This window comes from Natrialba magadii ATCC 43099, assembly GCF_000025625.1.
Taxonomy (GTDB): domain Archaea; phylum Halobacteriota; class Halobacteria; order Halobacteriales; family Natrialbaceae; genus Natrialba; species Natrialba magadii.
The window spans coordinates 2,195,028-2,211,793 of the sequence record NC_013922.1; the positions used below are offsets into that span (position 1 = coordinate 2,195,028).

Consider the following 16,766-nt stretch of genomic DNA (forward strand, 5'->3'; position numbering starts at 1 on the left):
CGAGGCGGGATTTGAACCACGGTCGCAGCAAGCTGCTCCCTGATTCAAATCCCTGTTGCCGTGTTCTCGAACACAGTATACTCGCAACACAGCACGCTGGTTGCTCGTGAGTTTACGTTCGAGAAAACGCCCGAGGCGGGATTTGAACCGGAGCCAGACGTGCCCGCTCACGCTGTTCGCTGTGCGCGACTGGCAGGGTTCAACTCCCGGTACTGACGCTCTCCGATTCAGGATGTTCGCGACACAGCTACGCTGATCGCTCACGAATTAGAAATCGAAGAAGCGCCCGAGGCGGGATTTGAACCCGCGTCACGACCGTGACAGGGTCGTATGATGGGCCACTACACCACCCGGGCTTGCAATACTTTGTTTCCTGGTCGGAGTATTAAGGGTTTTGTTCTCATCTCGCCGTGTGTGGGAATATTGACCACTCGGTGTACTCGAGTACCGCTGCGGAGGACACGCCCTGCAATCACAGCACACAGTTGTCGTACCTGCCGCTCACGCTGCGTGGAGTGACGGACGTCTTGTTTCTACTGTTCAGAACATCGACAAAATGATGAGAGCGGCTTGCTCAACTCATCGCCGCAGAAATATCCTACAGCACATGAAGAAACGCCCAAGACGGGATTTGAACCACGGTCGCAGCAAGCTGTTCCCTGATTCAAATCCCTAGTGCCGTGTTCTCGAACACAGGATACTCGCAACACAGCACGCTGGTTGCTCGTGAGTTTACGTTCGAGAAAACGCCCGAGGCGGGATTTGAACCACCTGAACTCGCTCGCGGTGCTCGCTCGTTCCGTAGTTCAAATCCGGTGCTGCCGTTCTTCGATTCAGCATGCTCGCGACACCGCTACGCGGGTCGCTCACGAATCAGGAATCGAAGAAACGCCCGAGGCGGGATTTGAACCCGCGTCACGACCGTGACAGGGTCGTATGATGGGCCACTACACCACCCGGGCTTGCAATGCTTTCTTTCCCGGTCGGAGTATTAAGGCTTTCCAATCGAACTCGCCTTGGTACGGGGAATCGCCACACAATTCCGCCTCATTCCGCCAAATCGTGGTGGTGATTGACACGACCCACAAGGGATTTAACTGAGAATCGGCTACTCACACTCGTGATCGTTCACACCGGTCAGGTCCGCCCGGCCGGATAGCGACGCTTCTGAGTCGAGTTAGTAACCGTTAAATGCCTGCCGCCGCTACCTCGCTGTAGTATCTCGTGACAGCCGCTTCTCTCCCAATAGCGCACACGCACATCACTGACCTCAACCAGACCAATACATGGTAGACGTAAGCCAACACGAACTCGTTCCAGACCACTCCGTCCTCGAGGAGGACGCACTCGAGGAGGTGCTCGACGAGTACGACATCGACCGTACCGATCTGCCAAAAATCAAACGCAACGACCCCGCGCTGCCGGACGATGCGGCGGTCGGCGACGTTATCAAAATCGTCCGAAACTCACGTACAACCGATCAGGCGGTCGTATATCGACTTGTGGTGGAATAAATGGCAATGGAACTTGACCGAGACAAACGACGGGACATTTCGCGCGAATACTTCTCGAGAGAACGGCTCGCAGAACATCACTATCGCTCCTTCAACGCCTTCCTCAACCGGGGGATGCAGGAGGTCGTCGACGAGAAGGCGACCATCGACACGGACATCGGTGACAAGGAAGGCGAGGAGCCGGTTCACGTCGAACTGGGCGACGTTCGCGTCGTCACGCCCCGCGTTCGCGAGGCAGACGGCTCGGAGGAACTGCTCTATCCGCAGGAGGCTCGACTCCGTAATATCACCTACTCTGCGCCGGTTTTCATGGAGATGTCGATCGTCAAGGGCGAGGAAGGTGACGAGCGCGTCGTCGACTCGACCGAGACGAAGATCGGCCGGATGCCGATTATGGTCGGCTCCGACAAGTGTAACATCGCCGGCTTCTCGGATGAAGAACTGATCGAGATCGGTGAGGACCCCGCCGACCCCGGCGGCTACTTCATCGTCAACGGCTCCGAGCGCGTGCTGATGACCAGCGAGGACCTCGCACCGAACAAGATCCTCGCGGAGTACGACACCAAGTACGGCGACGAGATTCAGGTCGCAAAGACCTTCTCTCAGCGCCGTGGCTATCGTGCGCTCGTCCTCTGTGAGCGCACCCGTAACGGGCTGCTCGAGGTCTCCTTCCCCTCGGTCTCCGGCTCGATCAACTTCGTGACGCTCGTGCGCGCACTCGGCCTCGAATCGGACGAGGAGATCGTTCACAAGGTCTCGAACGACCCAGAGGTCGTCAAGTACATGCTCGAGAACCTGGAGGAAGCGGAGGTCCAGACCGAGGAAGGGGCCATCGAGGCGCTCGGGAAGCGCGTCGCGTCGGGCCAGGGGAAAAACTACCAGCTCAAGCGCGCCAACTACGTCATCGACCGCTACCTCCTGCCGCATCTTCACGAGGAGGGCGTCGAGGAGGAAGACGTTCGGATCAACAAGGCCCACTACCTCTGTCGGATGGCCGAAGCCTGCTTCGAACTCGCACTCGGTCGCCGCGAGTCCGACGACAAGGACCACTACGCCAACAAGCGTCTCAAAGTGTCCGGCGATCTGATGAAGGACCTCTTCCGGACGGCACTGAACAAACTGGCACGTGACGTGAAGTACCAGCTCGAGCGCGCCAACATGCGTAATCGGAATCTTTCCGTTTCGACTGTCGTTCGCTCGGACGTGCTGACCGAGCGACTCGAGCACCCGATCGCGACGGGTAACTGGGTCGGTGGCCGTTCTGGAGTGTCTCAGCTGGTCGACCGGACCAACTACATGGGCGTTCTCTCTCACCTTCGCCGACTGCGCAGTCCGCTCTCGCGCAGCCAGCCACACTTCGAAGCACGGGACCTGCACGCCACGCAGTGGGGTCGTATCGGGCCGTCGGAAACGCCCGAGGGACCAAACTGTGGCCTCGTGAAGAACTTCGCGCAGGCGATGGAGCTCTCCCAGAACATCGAAGATGAACAGGCGCTCAAGCGGGAACTGGCCTCGATGGGGGTCGAGGGCATTCCCGGACTCGAGGGCATCGAACGATCGACATCCACTGCAGACGACTGATCTACAATGAGCAGCCAACAACGAGAAGCCAAAGTCTACGTCAACGGGTCGCTGGTGGGAACACACCCCGATCCACACGAGCTAGCCGAACAGATCCGCGAAGCGCGACGCATCGGTGACGTCAGCGAGATGGTCAACGTCTCCGTCAAAGACCGTACCCGCGAAGTCATCGTCAACGCCGACGCGGGCCGCGCTCGCCGCCCGCTGCTCGTCGTCGAGGACGGCGAGCCACGCATCTCCGAGCAGGAGATCGAGGCGCTTCGCGACGGTGATCTCGAGTTCGAGGATCTCGTCGACCACGGCTACGTCGAGTTTATCGACGCAGAGGAAGAAGAGGACATCTACGTCGCCGTCGAGGAAGCGGACCTGACCGCGGACCACACGCACCTCGAGATCGACCCACAGCTGATCTTCTCGATCGGCTCGGGGATGATTCCGTACCCGGAACACAACGCCTCGCCGCGAATTACGATGGGTGCCGGGATGATCAAGCAGTCGCTGGGGCTGCCGTCGGCCAACTACCGGATCCGGCCGGATACGCGCCAGCACCTGCTGCACTACCCACAGCTCTCGATGGTCAAGACCCAGACCACGGAGCAGATCGGCTACGACGACCGCCCTGCCGCACAGAACTTCGTCGTCGCCGTGATGAGCTACGAGGGGTTCAACATCGAGGACGCACTCGTCATGAACAAGGCCTCGGTCGAGCGTGCACTCGCTCGTTCGCACTTCTTCCGCACCTACGAGGGCGAGGAGCGACGATACCCTGGCGGTCAGGAGGACCGCTTCGAGATTCCGTCCCAGGACGTTCGCGGTGCGCGCGGTGAGGAAGCCTACGCGCATCTGGACGAGGACGGCCTCGTCAACCCCGAGACCGAGGTCGACGAGAACTCTGTCCTGCTCGGCAAGACGAGTCCACCGCGATTCTTAGAGGAGCCGGACGACATGGGTGGCCTTTCGCCACAGAAGCGCCGCGAAACCTCCGTGACGATGCGCTCGGGAGAGAGCGGCGTCGTCGACACGATCACGCTCATGGAGGGCGAGGACGGCTCGAAGCTGTCGAAGGTCTCTGTGCGCGACGAACGGATTCCGGAACTCGGCGACAAGTTCGCATCTCGACACGGCCAGAAGGGTGTTCTTGGCCACCTCGCACCGCAGGAGGACATGCCGTTCACCGAGAACGGCGTCGTTCCCGACCTCGTGCTCAACCCGCACGCGCTGCCATCGCGCATGACCGTCGGACACATCCTCGAGATGATCGGCGGCAAACTCGGCGCGATGGAAGGCCGTCGTGTCGACGGGACACCGTTCCTCGGCGAGGACGAGTCCGCACTGCGTGACGGTCTCGAGGAGGCCGGCTTCGACTCCGCGGGTAAGGAGACGATGTACTCCGGCGTGACCGGCGAGAAGATTGAAGCTGAAATCTTCGTCGGGATCATTTTCTACCAGAAGCTCTACCACATGGTCTCGAACAAGCTGCACGCCCGTTCGCGCGGGCCGGTGCAGGTCCTCACCCGCCAGCCGACCGAGGGTCGTGCCCGCGAAGGCGGTCTGCGTATCGGGGAGATGGAGAGCGACGTCTTCATCGGTCACGGTGCTGCGATGACGCTCAAGGAGCGACTCCTCGACGAGTCCGACCGCGAGTTCATCAACGTCTGTGGCCAGTGTGGGATGAGCGCAGTCGAGAACGTCGAACAACGGCGTGTCTACTGTCCGAACTGCGAGGAGGAGACCGACATCCACGAGATCGAGATGAGCTACGCGTTCAAGCTCCTCTTGGACGAGATGAAAGCACTGGGTATCGCGCCACGACTGGAACTGGCAGACGCCGTCTAACATCACAATGCGAAACAGTACACCAAAAGACATCGGATCGATCAACTTCGGGCTCATGGAGCCCGAAGAGTACCGGGAGATGAGCGCGACGAAGATCATCACCGCCGACACCTACGACGACGACGGGTTCCCCATCGACATGGGACTGATGGATCCGCGTCTCGGCGTGATCGACCCCGGACTCGAGTGCAAGACCTGTGGGAAGCATTCGGGTTCCTGTAACGGTCACTTCGGTCACATCGAACTCGCCGCGCCTGTCATCCACGTCGGCTTTACGAAGCTCATCCGCCGGCTGCTGCGTGGCACCTGCCGTGAGTGTTCGCGCCTGCTGCTGGTCGAGGACGAGCGCGAGGAGTTCCAGGACCAGATCGAGGAGTCTCGAAAGCTCGGCCGTGACCTGAACGACGTGACGAAGGCGGCGATCCGTCAGGCTCGCAAGAAAGACCGCTGTCCGTTCTGTGGCGAGGTCCAGTACGATATCGACCACGAGAAGCCGACGACCTACTACGAGGTTCAGCAGGTCCTGACCAGCGAGTACTCCCAGCGCATCGCCGGCGCGATGCAGGGGGACGAGGAGGCGGGCATCGAGCGGACCTCGCCGGACGAACTCGCCGCGGAGACGGAGATTGACCTCACCCGGATCAACGAGATCCTCTCGGGATCGTTCCGTCCGCGCGAGAGTCAGCGCGAGGCCATCGAGAAGGCACTCGACATCGACCTCACCGAGGAGGACACGAACAAGCTGATGCCAAGCGACATCCGGGACTGGTTCGAGAACATTCCGGACGAGGACATCGAAGTACTCGGCATTGATGCCGACCGCTCGCGGCCGGAGTGGATGATCCTCACCGTCCTTCCGGTCCCGCCGGTCACTGCGCGGCCGTCGATTACGCTCGACAACGGCCAGCGCTCCGAGGACGATCTTACGCACAAACTGGTCGACATCATCCGGATCAACCAGCGGTTCATGGAGAACCGTGAGGCAGGAGCGCCACAGCTGATCATCGAGGACCTCTGGGAACTGCTGCAGTACCACGTCACCACGTTCATGGACAACGAAATCTCGGGGACGCCGCCGGCCCGACACCGCTCCGGCCGGCCGCTCAAGACGCTCTCCCAGCGCCTGAAGGGCAAGGAGGGTCGATTCCGAGGCTCCCTGTCCGGGAAGCGTGTGAACTTCTCGGCTCGTACCGTCATCTCGCCGGACCCGACCCTCTCGCTGAACGAGGTCGGTGTGCCAGACCGCGTCGCAAAGGAGATGACCCAGACGATGAACGTCACCGACCGAAACGTCGAGGAGGCTCGACGCTACGTTTCGAACGGTCCCGAGGGCCACCCTGGCGCGAACTACGTCCGCCGACCCGACGGCCGCCGACTAAAGGTGACCGAGAAGAACTGCGAGGCACTTGCCGAGAAGGTCGACGCCGGCTGGGAAGTCAACCGGCACATGGTCGACGGCGACATCGTCATCTTCAACCGTCAGCCGTCGCTTCACCGCATGTCGATCATGGCCCACGAGGTCGTGGTCATGCCGTACAAGACGTTCCGCCTCAACACCGTCGTCTGTCCGCCGTACAACGCCGACTTCGACGGTGACGAGATGAACATGCACGCGCTGCAGAACGAGGAAGCCCGTGCGGAAGCGCGCGTCCTCATGCGCGTCCAGGAGCAGATCCTTTCCCCGCGGTTCGGTGAGAACATCATCGGAGCGATTCAGGACCACATCAGTGGGATGTACCTCCTGACCCACGACAACCCGCGGTTCAACGAAACGCAGGCACTCGACTTGCTCCGTGCAACGCGGATCGACGAACTGCCAGAGCCAAGCGGCATCGACGACGAAGGTGAGCCGTTCTGGACCGGTCACGACGTCTTCTCCGAACTCCTACCCGACGATCTGAACCTCGACTTCACCGGCACCGTCGGCGAGAAGGTCATCATCGAGGACGGCCAGCTCATCGAGGGCACCATCGCCGAGGACGAAGTCGGCGAGTTCGGCGGCGAGATCGTCGACACCATCACGAAGATCTACGGCAACACCCGCTCGCGGATCTTCATCAACGAGGTCTCGACGCTCGCGATGCGTGCCATCATGCACTTCGGATTCTCGATCGGGATCGACGACGAAACCATTCCGGGCGAGGCGCAGTCCCGAATCGACGAAACGATCGAGGACGCGAACGACCGCGTCGAGGAACTCATCGAGGCCTACGAGAACAACGAACTCGAGTCCCTCCCGGGCCGGACGCTCGACGAGACACTCGAGATGAAGATCATGCAGACGCTCTCGCGTGCGCGTGACAACGCTGGTAACATCGCAGACGAGCACTTCGATGACGAGAACCCGGCGGTTGTCATGGCCAACTCCGGTGCGCGTGGGTCGATGCTCAACCTGACGCAGATGGCCGGTGCAGTCGGTCAGCAGGCAGTTCGGGGCGAGCGAATCAACCGCGGCTACGAGGACCGCACGCTCAGCCACTACAAGCCAAACGACCTCTCTGCGGAGGCCCACGGCTTCGTGGAGAACTCTTACACGTCGGGGCTGACCCCGCGGGAATTCTTCTTCCACGCGATGGGTGGCCGCGAGGGTCTGGTCGACACGGCAGTCCGGACCTCGAAGTCCGGCTACCTGCAGCGTCGCCTGATTAACGCGCTCTCGGAACTCGAAGCGCAGTACGACGGCACTGTTCGGGACACCTCGGACACGATCGTCCAGTTCGAGTTCGGCGAGGACGGCACCTCGCCGGTGAAAGTCTCCTCGGGTGACGACAACGACATCGATGTCGAGCAGATCGCAGACCGTGTGCTCGACTCGGAGTTCGCCTCCGAGGCCGAGAAGGAAGAATTCCTCGGCACGAAGCGCCAGCCGACGAACCTCTCCGAGCACGCCGATACTCGCTTTGTCGAGGAGACAGAGGAGGTGACCTCCGATGACTGAGGTCGACTACGCCGTCGACGACGACATGATTGCGGTCGTCGAGGACGCCGACCTGCCGCGTCGGCTCAAGGACAACGTCTACGAGACACTCGAGGACCGTGGCGACGCGACCGTCGAGGATGCGGACGAACTCGCGAAGGCCGTCGAAGCCCGCTACGTCGATACGCGCGTCGAGCCGCTCGACCCCGTCGGCACTGTCTCGGCACAGTCGATCGGGGAGCCGGGGACGCAGCTGACGATGAACACGTTCCACTACGCGGGGGTCGCAGAGATCGACGTGACCCAGGGGCTGCCACGGCTGATCGAGCTGGTCGACGCCCGCAAGACCCCTGACACGCCGATGATGACGGTCTACCTCGAGGACGAGTACGCGACCGAACGCGAACGCGCTCACGAGGTCGTCTGGAACATTGAGGCGACGAAGATTCTCGCACTGGGTGACGTCTCGACGAACGTCGCCGATATGCGCGTCCAGATCTCGCTCAACCGCGATACCTTAGAAGAGCGCATGATCACGCCCGAGGAGGTCGCCGAGATCATCGAGGACAACCTCGGCGTGAGCACGGTTCAGCAGGGGACTGACATCCAGTTCGGACCAGAAGAGCCGTCCTACCGGGACCTGCTCCAGCTCGTCGAGGAACTGCGTGAGATCACGTTCAAGGGAATCGAGGAGATTTCTCGCGTCGTCATCCGCCGTGAGGAGATGGACGACGGCGACGAGCAGTTCGTCCTCTACACCGAAGGGTCGGCCTTCGGCGACGTGCTCGAGATCGAGGGTGTCGACGCCTCACGGACGACGTGTAACAACATCCACGAGATCCACCGCAACCTCGGGATCGAGGCTGCCCGCGAGGCCATCATCGAGGAGACGAACAACACGCTTGCAGAGCAGGGTCTCGACGACGTGAACGTACGCCATCTGATGCTGGTCGCGGACATGATGACCAACCGCGGCGAAATCGAGTCGATCGGTCGCCATGGTATCTCGGGTTCGAAGGACTCGGTCCTCGCTCGTGCAGCGTTCGAGGTGACGGTTAACCACCTGCTGAACGCGGCGATCCACGGCGAGATCGACGAACTCGACGGCGTCACCGAGAACGTCATCGTCGGCAAACCGATCAAGCTCGGGACCGGCGACGTCGACCTCCGCATGGGCTCGACCAGCCCTGAAAGCGGCGGTCAGGCAGACTGATCGATGGCGGTTACCCTCGACGACGACGCGCGTCAGTACCTCGCGACGTTCGAGGAGGTGACGGGCGCGGACGGGACCGATTGCATCCTCGATAGCGGCCGGACTGATGTCGCCGACGGGGGCGAGGCCGATGGAACCGCTGCTGCCGATTCCGGCGGTGAAGGCAACGGCACCGCTGATCGGCTAATAATTGTCGTTGCAAGCGGTCAGATGGGCGAGGCGATCGGCCCCGAGGGACGGACGATCAAGCGTTTCGAAGACCGGGTCGATCTCCCGGTTCGACTCGTCGAGAACGCGGCCGACCCGGAGACGTTCGTCGCGAACACGCTCGCGCCTGCAGCGGTCTACAACGTGACGATCAGCGAGAATAACGACACCGTCGCCTACGTCGAGGTCGCAGACGCCGACCGCGGTATTGCGATCGGATCGAACGGCCGGACGATCGAGGCTGCACGGACGCTCGCACAGCGCCACTTCGAGATCGACGACATTCAGCTCACCTGAGCTATCTGTTTTCTTTGTCTGGTGTCTCTCACTGCCCTCGTCGCCAACTGGCGACCGCAGCGTCGCTGAGTCAGTAGTTTGGGCCGCATATCTGCGGTTCTGTGCGTGCGTAGTCGCCCTCTTTGCCAGTTCGTTGTGGTCCGAGCTCATCTTACTACATCCAGACGTATTTGGAATTCTGACTGAACGTGACCGGCAGTAATCGAGCGACGGCAGTTCCGTGACGACTGATTTTCGACTGGGAGTATCAAAACCAAAACAATAAGCAGATGCCACCAAGAGAAACAGCATATGACGGGTACGAGTAAGCTACCTGCCGAAGAGCGTGCTGTAACCGAACTCGCTATCACACCGGACAACGGGTGGAACGCACTGTATCTCGATGGAGACTGGGTCCCGGCCGGCGACCGTGACCTGATCGACGTCGAAAATCCCGCAACGCGTTCGACCGTCGCGTCGGTTCCCTCGAGTACCGAAAGTGATGTCGACGAGGCGTACGCCATCGCGACGGACGCCCAGTCGGCGTGGGCGGAGCGACCGCCCCAGGAACGGGCGGCGATCGTCACCGAGGCCTGTGAACTGCTGGGCGAGTATGCAGACGACCTCGCGACGCTGTTCGCGGTCGAGTGCGGTGGTGTCCAGCTGAAAGCTGACTTCGAACTCCAGCTCGCACAGGGGACGATGGAGGTCGGTGCCGGGTTAGCGATGCGCGATGGCGGCCGGCGCAAGGAGTCGGTGACGCCGGGCAAAGAGAATCTGCTCGTTCGTGAACCGGCGGGCGTCGTCGGCGTTATTACACCGTGGAACTTCCCGCTGTATCTCTCCAGTCGCGTCGTCGCACCGGCCATCGCGCTTGGCAACAGCGTTGTCTTGAAACCCGACGAGCACACGCCGATCACAGGTGGGCTCGTCCTCGCGAAGGTCTTCGAGGAGGCTGGTCTCCCCGCGGGCGTCCTGAACGTCGTTCCCGGCTACGGCCACGAGATGGGTGACCACTTCTCGGGGCATTCGGTCCCGTCGGTGATGTCGTTTACCGGCTCCTCGGAAGTTGGCCGCGGCGTCGGCCAGCGCGCCGTCGGCTCCTACACGGAACCGGCGCTCGAACTTGGCGGCAACAACGCCCACATCGTCCTGTCGGATGCCGACCTCGAACGAGCAACCGACGCCGGCGCGTTCGGCTCGTTCACCCACCAGGGTCAGGAATGTATCTCGATCAACCGCCATCTGGTCCACGAGTCGTTGTACGACGAATACGTCGCCGGCCTGGCCGACCGCGCTGCACAGCTCCCGATCGGTGATCCGCGCGAGGAGGGGACGCTCGTGGGCCCGGTCATCAACGAGAGCCAGCGCGACAAAATCGTCGGCTTCGTCGACGAGTCGGTCGAGCGCGGCGCAACTGTCGAAGCCGGTGGCAGTCACGACGGCCTGTTCGTCGAGCCGACCGTGCTCTCGAACGTCACGAGCGACATGCCAGTCGCCTGTAACGAACACTTCGGGCCGGTCGCACCCGTTATTCCGTTCGAGACCGACGAAGAGGCGATCCGGATCGCAAACGATACCGAGTACGGTCTATCGGGCTCGGTCCACTCGAGTGACATCGCCCGAGCACGTGACGTGGCCGATGCACTGGAGACGGGGATGGTTCATATCAACGATCAGCCGTTGAACGACGAACCACACGTTGCGTTTGGTGGCGTTGGTGCGTCGGGGATGGGTCGGTACAACGACGAGTGGATCATGGACACCCTGACGACGCTGAAGTGGATCTCGATCCAGCGCGAACCGCGGGAGTATCCGTACTAATTCGTTCGCTGTCGGTATGGCGTCCGGAGACGAGAACAGTGCAGTATTCCAGTGTCGCGACGGGGACGGAAACAGCGTCGAACGCTGTCGAAAATCGCCGCAGGTCAGGGTGCCCGTTTCCGTCCCGTGCCTGTGCCCCTTTTCGTGTTTGTGTTCACGCCCGCGAAAGTTGCACTGACTCCGTTAGATCCAGTCGACGTGATACTCACAGCGCTGGCCACCATCTGACCGACACTGGTCGCCGATCTCCTCGACCGTGACGTAGCTGTCAGAGAACTTCTTTGCGACGCCCTTGATCAATCCCTTGTCGAACTCACACGGGTACGGCGTCTCGCAGGTCATTACGCCCTCGTTCTCTCCCTCCTGCTGGAACTCGTAGAAGCCGATTTCGCTCCCACGGTGGTTCTGCGTATAGGCCTGGTTGATTCCGTGGAGCGCGTTTGCGGGTTCGGTGAGATCTGGCGGGAATTCGACGTGTTCCGGGACGTTTTGCCCCATATTCCGCATCCTGGTTTCACCGTACTCGTCGCGCATATCGTACAGCATGGCGAGGGGAATTGCGAGCGAATACCATTCGTCGGCTTCGATTTCTTCGAGGCCGTACTCGGTGAGTTTGTGCGTCACCTGCTTGCCGACGAACGGCGAAATCGACTCGCCCGCAGCGACGTAGGACTGTGGACTACGTCCGATCACTTCCGCGTCCTCGAGTGTCCCCTCGAATCCGATTCGGCCGGCTGTCGGCGGCAGTTGCTCGTCGGCCTGTGCGTCGTCGTCATCGGATCCGACGAGTCGTTTTAGCCAGGAACCAGTGATAAGGACCGTCGAAACTGTCGTCATATTGAGTGCAGAATATGAGCCACCAAACTAATAGCTTTGTATTACTGACACCGAATTTGGTATCACAGTACGTCTGACACTACGTAGCAACGTAGGGTTCTGGTTCGTGGTTCTGATTTTCCACATCTCTGTCATCCAACGGATCTGTTATTCAGATCCTGACTAGAACCAAACACGATGTGCACGATCGACCACAACCGAACAGGGCCGACTGGCACTGGCCCGTTCGGAACGCTCCGGTCAGCCGAGGCCCGTTAACCTGCGCTCACGCGATCTCGTGAGTTGCCGAAACGCGTTCAGATCCGACGAGCGGGGTACCTCGAGCGTTCTCGTGGCGTAACGTCGTCTCCAAACAGGGACGCTTAAGTGGCTCCGACGGATAGCGACGGGTACTATGGCAAACGGCAAATACGCCGCGCGCAAGCTCAAGAAGGACCGCCAGAATCAGCGGTGGTCCGACTCTGACTACGCGCGCCGCGCTCGTGGCCTTCGCGAGAAGTCTGACCCACTCGAGGGAGCACCACAGGCACGCGGTATCGTCCTCGAGAAGGTCGGTATCGAAGCAAAGCAGCCAAACTCGGCAATCCGAAAGTGCGTCCGAGTGCAGCTGATCAAGAACGGAAAGCAGGTCACCGCGTTCTGTCCCGGTGACGGTGCAATTTCGTTCATCGACGAGCACGACGAAGTCACCATCGCCGGTATCGGTGGGGCGAAGGGTCGTGCGATGGGTGACCTCTCGGGTGTCAACTACAAGGTTGACAAGGTCAACGGCGTCGCGCTGAAAGAGCTCGTCCGCGGGAACGCGGAGAAACCGGTTCGATAATCATGGCAGCAGAAGATCAACCAGACCCAGATGCCCCAGCTGGCGGCGCAGACGTCGGCGCACAGCTCTTTGGCACGTGGGATATCGACGAGATCGCCTACGAGGATCCATCGACCGAACGCTACATCTCGGTGACACCGGTCGCACACACTGCCGGTCGCCACGCGAGCAAGCAGTTCAAGAAGTCCGAAATCTCGATCGTCGAGCGCTTCATCAACCGTCTGATGCAGACCGAGGACAACACGGGCAAGAAGCAGCAGACGCTCAACTTCGTCCGTGAGGCGTTCGAACTCATCCACGAGCGCACCGAGGAGAATCCGATTCAGATTCTCGTCACGGCCGTCGAGAACTCGGCACCGCGCGAGGAGACCGTCCGCCTGAAGTACGGTGGTATCTCGGTCCCGAAGGCCGTCGACGTCGCGCCACAGCGTCGCGTCGACCAGGCCCTGAAGTTCCTCGCTGAGGGCGTCCACAACGACTCGTTCAAGTCGTCCACGTCGGTTCCGGAGGCCATCGCCTCCCAGCTCACCGGCGCGGCGAACTACGACGTCCAGACCTACGCAGTCAGTCAGAAAGAAGAGAAAGAGCGCGTCGCGGCGGCTGCACGCTAACTCCGCGGTTTCTCATTCGTTTTTCGCAGATCAGTAGCAGTAGCGTCGCTTGTGAAGAACAGTTCGCGTACTTTCTCTACGACTACCCGGCTAACGGTAAGTACAGTCTACTCATATAGCGATTCCGTAATGAAGACCTCGTCTTTTTGCAGTTCTCCGTGGGTCGCCCCCTTATGGTAGCGACCAATCAAATTCAGTCCGTTTTCATCATCTTTGGCCTCGCACTACTGGTGGTTCTGATCAGAGCGATTGCACTTCGAATGACTGGTCTCTCACCGGACGTGGCCACATTTCAGGCAGCATCGGCATTTTCGGGAGCGGGGTACACGACCGAAAAAGCAGAGTTTACGGTCTCCGGGTCGAGCAGACGGACTATTGGGCTCTGGTGAATCGCCAGGCAGCGTGGAGTTGAACCGTCACAACTAGGGAGTTGAAGCGGGAAACGGCGGATGCTCTCTGTCCAAAATCTCCCGCTTCACTGGGAAGGTCGTGACGTTGGCTAAAAGTACTGTTGGTGGCCGAGGCGAATCTGCCGCCCCGCAGGGTGGCGGCGGATTCGCCGACTATGCGGTCGTTTCGCTGCATTGTCTGCGGATTTACCTGAACAAATCCTACCGCGAAGCGCTTGACCTCTTGAGCGAGATGCCACAAATATTGGCTAAGATAGGCCCCAAAGCGGCGAATCTCCCGGATCACTCGACGCTAGTAAAGGCGTTTGATAGGATCAAGATGACAGTCTGGCGAGTGCTGCTGCGCCTGTCGGCGTTCACAAAAGCGCAGCTTTTGTGCAACCCACAAAACCGCGGAGCGATTTTGGGACGCAGCTTCACGACCCATCTGGTCATGCAGCGATGGACGCGACGTTTTTCGACCGCGAAAACGCGAGCAAGCACTACTGCCGACGAACGAATTACCGCGTGCAGACGCTCAAAACTACTGCTCTCGTCGATACAACATCACAGGCTGTCCTTGACGTTCACTGCACGACGAGAAAGCGTCACGACACCCAGATCGGCTGGCAACTCGCCCGCCGCAACGCGGGCGAGTTGCTCAACCTCGCTGCAGACAAAAGCTACGACTGGCAACGATTACGCGAGAAACTCCGGGAAAAAGGCGTGAGACCGCTGATCAAGCATCGTGAGTTCCGGCCCATCGATCACGCGCATAACGCACGGATCGATGGGACTCTTTACGGTCAAAGAGCGCTGTCTGAAACTGTCTTCTCGGTGATCAAGCGCACGCTCGGCGACGCCGTGCGTGCGCGAGCCTGGTACCGAGAGTTCCGTGAAATCGTCCTGATGTGTGTCGTCTACAACATCAAGCGTGCCATCAACCAGTGAAATCAACCGCCGTATGGCGATTCACCACGGCCGACTATTGTCATCTGGCTCATTCGAATCGGAAGTATCGGGGTGGTGGGTGCGCTTGCGTCAGTCCTTCTATCGTTCATCAACGCCGAGGGCGAGGACTTTCTTACCCTCATCTACGTTCTCAGTGGCGTTGTCGGGATTATTCTTCTCGCTCGTAGCCGACTACTGAACCGAGCAGTGACACCAGTTATCGAATGGGCACTTGACCAGACGACGGATCTTGCCATTCAAGATTACACGAAAGTTCTCGGTCTTCAGAGTGAATATCGCGTCGCCGAAGTCGAGATCAACGAAGACGAATGGTTGGCAAATGATACAGCCAGCGGATTGAATCTCTCTGACGAAGGGGTGATCCTGCTCGGGATTGAGCGAAATGGTGACTGTATTGGTGCCCCTGGTCCTGATACAGAGATTCAACCGGGAGATACCGTTGTCCTCTATGGGAAAGAAGGTCGATTACAGGAACTCGCATACCGAGACGAAGGAGACGTTGAGGCGCACAAGGAGGCGCGTGACGAACACGAAAAAATCCTCTCTGAACAAGAACAAATCATCGATCAGTAAGCAGGCCGACTGACCCGAAATCCATCGAAAACTCGGTCGAAATCGATCCCTCGAAAACCCCTATGCACCCTTCACTCCCTATTAATCCGCCGCAGGCCCCTCACCGCCGACATAGTCTCGAGTCGCGTCCACGAGCACTTGGCGGTAGCTGCTCGAATCGGGGTCCCGCGTAGCTCTCGGAACCGGTGTTGACCCCTCGAAGAGGTCGCGAGCGCCGAGAAACGAGATGTGGAGCCGGGGCCTTGGACGTGTATATCGCTGCTAATGATTTGTACAGTGACGAAGAACGTACGAGAGGTAATCAATTAGGGGTAACATATATACATCTTTCAATATTGCTTATAGATATGGGTTACGGTGTCGTACTTGCAGAACTATTTGCTTCATCAGCTCGATACGAGATTCTGCGAAAGCTCACACAGTCTCCAAAGACTGTTTCGGAACTAGAAGAGACAGTTAATACGACACGACGGACAGTCCTACGAAATCTGAACCACTCGAAAAAGAAGGGTGGATTCGACAGTCAAATGATCGGATTTACCTTGTGCCTCTCGTAGAAACAGCGGTGAGTGATTTTGTTGAGGAAATCGAACGCGCAGAAAAGCTTCAAGATTTAACTACGATCGCTAGATATGCGCCAGGCTACTTCGAAGAGATCTCTACAGACATTCTTATCGAATGTGAAGTGATTATTCGAGAACCAAGGTATCCGAATGGACCACTCGAGAAAGTTATCGAGATCATTCAATCCGCATCTGAGGTACACACGTTCGTACCGGCCGTTACACAGCAACTCCTTGATGCGCATCGGACAGTCTTGGAGCGGGACCAGCAAGTCGAGTTGATTATCGGATCAGCCGGACTAGAAGGCATTCGATCCAGCAGCATGGTCGATCTTTCTACTACCATTGGCGATGTGACATACGCATACGACGAGTTCACGGAGCCGATTGGCCTCGTCTGTACGGACGATCACGTAATTGTACTAGTTTATGATGATTACAGCACAGTTCACGGCATTGTTTTTGGAAGTCACGAACAATTCCTGACGTGGTGTACATCGCTCTATGAAAAGTATCGCAAAAAGGCATCTATTGTTTCACAGACTGATCGTTGAGCATGATACTCATTCAGTATATCGTCTTCAGACGATATTGTAACCATAATAACTTTATGGATCTAAATTCAAATGG

At 59.3% G+C, this 16,766-nt stretch carries 12 protein-coding genes, 2 tRNA genes and 2 pseudogenes; 12 read left to right on the plus strand and 4 right to left on the minus strand.

Annotation, left to right across the window (positions count from 1 at the left end; genetic code table 11):
* Positions 1 to 283 precede the first annotated feature (283 nt).
* Positions 284 to 356 (minus strand) — tRNA-Asp (locus tag NMAG_RS10275).
* A gap of 533 nt (positions 357 to 889) precedes the next feature.
* Positions 890 to 962, minus strand: a tRNA-Asp gene (locus NMAG_RS10280).
* A gap of 324 nt (positions 963 to 1,286) precedes the next feature.
* On the opposite strand from NMAG_RS10280, the gene NMAG_RS10285 reads away from it, so the two are divergent.
* The 7 genes from NMAG_RS10285 to NMAG_RS10315 all read left to right on the plus strand — a co-directional run bounded on the left by NMAG_RS10285 (position 1,287) and on the right by NMAG_RS10315 (position 11,368).
* Positions 1,287 to 1,514 carry a DNA-directed RNA polymerase subunit H gene (locus tag NMAG_RS10285; RefSeq protein WP_004267310.1) on the plus strand — a complete coding sequence of 76 codons (228 nt, stop codon included), beginning with the start codon at positions 1,287 to 1,289 and terminating at the stop codon, positions 1,512 to 1,514.
* Entirely contained in the window at positions 1,515 to 3,095 is a 1,581-nt protein-coding gene (locus NMAG_RS10290; RefSeq protein WP_004267309.1) for a DNA-directed RNA polymerase subunit B'', read from the plus strand.
* A 6-nt stretch (positions 3,096 to 3,101) separates the two neighbouring features.
* Positions 3,102 to 4,931, plus strand: coding sequence for a DNA-directed RNA polymerase subunit B (gene rpoB / locus NMAG_RS10295; RefSeq protein ID WP_012996638.1), 1,830 nt, complete (start codon positions 3,102 to 3,104; stop codon positions 4,929 to 4,931).
* A 7-nt stretch (positions 4,932 to 4,938) separates the two neighbouring features.
* Positions 4,939 to 7,869 carry a DNA-directed RNA polymerase subunit A' gene (locus tag NMAG_RS10300; RefSeq protein WP_004267307.1) on the plus strand — a complete coding sequence of 977 codons (2,931 nt, stop codon included), beginning with the start codon at positions 4,939 to 4,941 and terminating at the stop codon, positions 7,867 to 7,869.
* Positions 7,862 to 9,061, plus strand: a complete 1,200-nt coding sequence (gene rpoA2 / locus NMAG_RS10305) for a DNA-directed RNA polymerase subunit A'' (protein ID WP_012996639.1) — start codon at positions 7,862 to 7,864, stop codon at positions 9,059 to 9,061. Before NMAG_RS10300 ends, rpoA2 begins: the two co-directional genes overlap by 8 nt.
* Before the next feature lie 3 nt (positions 9,062 to 9,064).
* Entirely contained in the window at positions 9,065 to 9,565 is a 501-nt protein-coding gene (locus NMAG_RS10310; protein WP_004267305.1) for a NusA-like transcription termination signal-binding factor, read from the plus strand.
* A gap of 291 nt (positions 9,566 to 9,856) precedes the next feature.
* On the plus strand, positions 9,857 to 11,368 hold the full coding sequence (locus tag NMAG_RS10315) for an aldehyde dehydrogenase family protein (protein ID WP_004267304.1): 1,512 nt from the start codon (positions 9,857 to 9,859) through the stop codon (positions 11,366 to 11,368).
* A gap of 183 nt (positions 11,369 to 11,551) precedes the next feature.
* Here the strand turns inward: NMAG_RS10315 and NMAG_RS10320 are convergent, their stop codons facing one another.
* Positions 11,552 to 12,205: a hypothetical protein gene (locus tag NMAG_RS10320; protein ID WP_004267303.1), complete on the minus strand. Its 654-nt coding sequence runs from the start codon at positions 12,203 to 12,205 to the stop codon at positions 11,552 to 11,554.
* A 394-nt stretch (positions 12,206 to 12,599) separates the two neighbouring features.
* Between NMAG_RS10320 and NMAG_RS10325 the strand changes: the two genes are divergently transcribed.
* From NMAG_RS10325 to NMAG_RS10345, 4 genes and pseudogenes are all read left to right on the plus strand, one after another.
* Positions 12,600 to 13,028: a 30S ribosomal protein S12 gene (locus tag NMAG_RS10325; RefSeq protein WP_004267302.1), complete on the plus strand. Its 429-nt coding sequence runs from the start codon at positions 12,600 to 12,602 to the stop codon at positions 13,026 to 13,028.
* A gap of 2 nt (positions 13,029 to 13,030) precedes the next feature.
* Entirely contained in the window at positions 13,031 to 13,639 is a 609-nt protein-coding gene (locus NMAG_RS10330; protein WP_004267301.1) for a 30S ribosomal protein S7, read from the plus strand.
* A 456-nt stretch (positions 13,640 to 14,095) separates the two neighbouring features.
* A pseudogene (locus NMAG_RS20935) lies at positions 14,096 to 14,979 on the plus strand (IS5 family transposase).
* Positions 14,980 to 15,054: 75 nt separating this feature from the next.
* Positions 15,055 to 15,573 (plus strand): TrkA C-terminal domain-containing protein, encoded by a 519-nt coding sequence (locus NMAG_RS10345; RefSeq protein WP_004267299.1) that lies wholly within the window; start codon positions 15,055 to 15,057, stop codon positions 15,571 to 15,573.
* 81 nt (positions 15,574 to 15,654) lie between these two features.
* Here NMAG_RS10345 and NMAG_RS22775 read toward each other — a convergent pair.
* Positions 15,655 to 15,764, minus strand: a pseudogene (locus NMAG_RS22775) (DUF5781 family protein); the annotation flags it as partial.
* A 374-nt stretch (positions 15,765 to 16,138) separates the two neighbouring features.
* On the opposite strand from NMAG_RS22775, the gene NMAG_RS10350 reads away from it, so the two are divergent.
* Positions 16,139 to 16,690, plus strand: coding sequence for a transcriptional regulator FilR1 domain-containing protein (locus tag NMAG_RS10350; RefSeq protein ID WP_012996640.1), 552 nt, complete (start codon positions 16,139 to 16,141; stop codon positions 16,688 to 16,690).
* Positions 16,691 to 16,766: the final 76 nt, after the last annotated feature.

Excerpts from the sequence above, each read along its gene's own strand:
- NMAG_RS10310 (WP_004267305.1), top strand. The coding sequence starts at position 9,065 with ATGGCGGTTACCCTCGACGACGACGCGCGTCAGTACCTCGCGACGTTC.
- rpoA2 (WP_012996639.1), top strand. The coding sequence starts at position 7,862 with ATGACTGAGGTCGACTACGCCGTCGACGACGACATGATTGCGGTCGTC.
- NMAG_RS10330 (WP_004267301.1), top strand. The coding sequence starts at position 13,031 with ATGGCAGCAGAAGATCAACCAGACCCAGATGCCCCAGCTGGCGGCGCA.
- NMAG_RS10285 (WP_004267310.1), top strand. The coding sequence starts at position 1,287 with ATGGTAGACGTAAGCCAACACGAACTCGTTCCAGACCACTCCGTCCTC.
- NMAG_RS10325 (WP_004267302.1), top strand. The coding sequence starts at position 12,600 with ATGGCAAACGGCAAATACGCCGCGCGCAAGCTCAAGAAGGACCGCCAG.
- NMAG_RS10300 (WP_004267307.1), top strand. The coding sequence starts at position 4,939 with ATGCGAAACAGTACACCAAAAGACATCGGATCGATCAACTTCGGGCTC.
- NMAG_RS10320 (WP_004267303.1), bottom strand. The coding sequence starts at position 12,205 with ATGACGACAGTTTCGACGGTCCTTATCACTGGTTCCTGGCTAAAACGA.
- rpoB (WP_012996638.1), top strand. The coding sequence starts at position 3,102 with ATGAGCAGCCAACAACGAGAAGCCAAAGTCTACGTCAACGGGTCGCTG.
- NMAG_RS10315 (WP_004267304.1), top strand. The coding sequence starts at position 9,857 with ATGACGGGTACGAGTAAGCTACCTGCCGAAGAGCGTGCTGTAACCGAA.
- NMAG_RS10290 (WP_004267309.1), top strand. The coding sequence starts at position 1,515 with ATGGCAATGGAACTTGACCGAGACAAACGACGGGACATTTCGCGCGAA.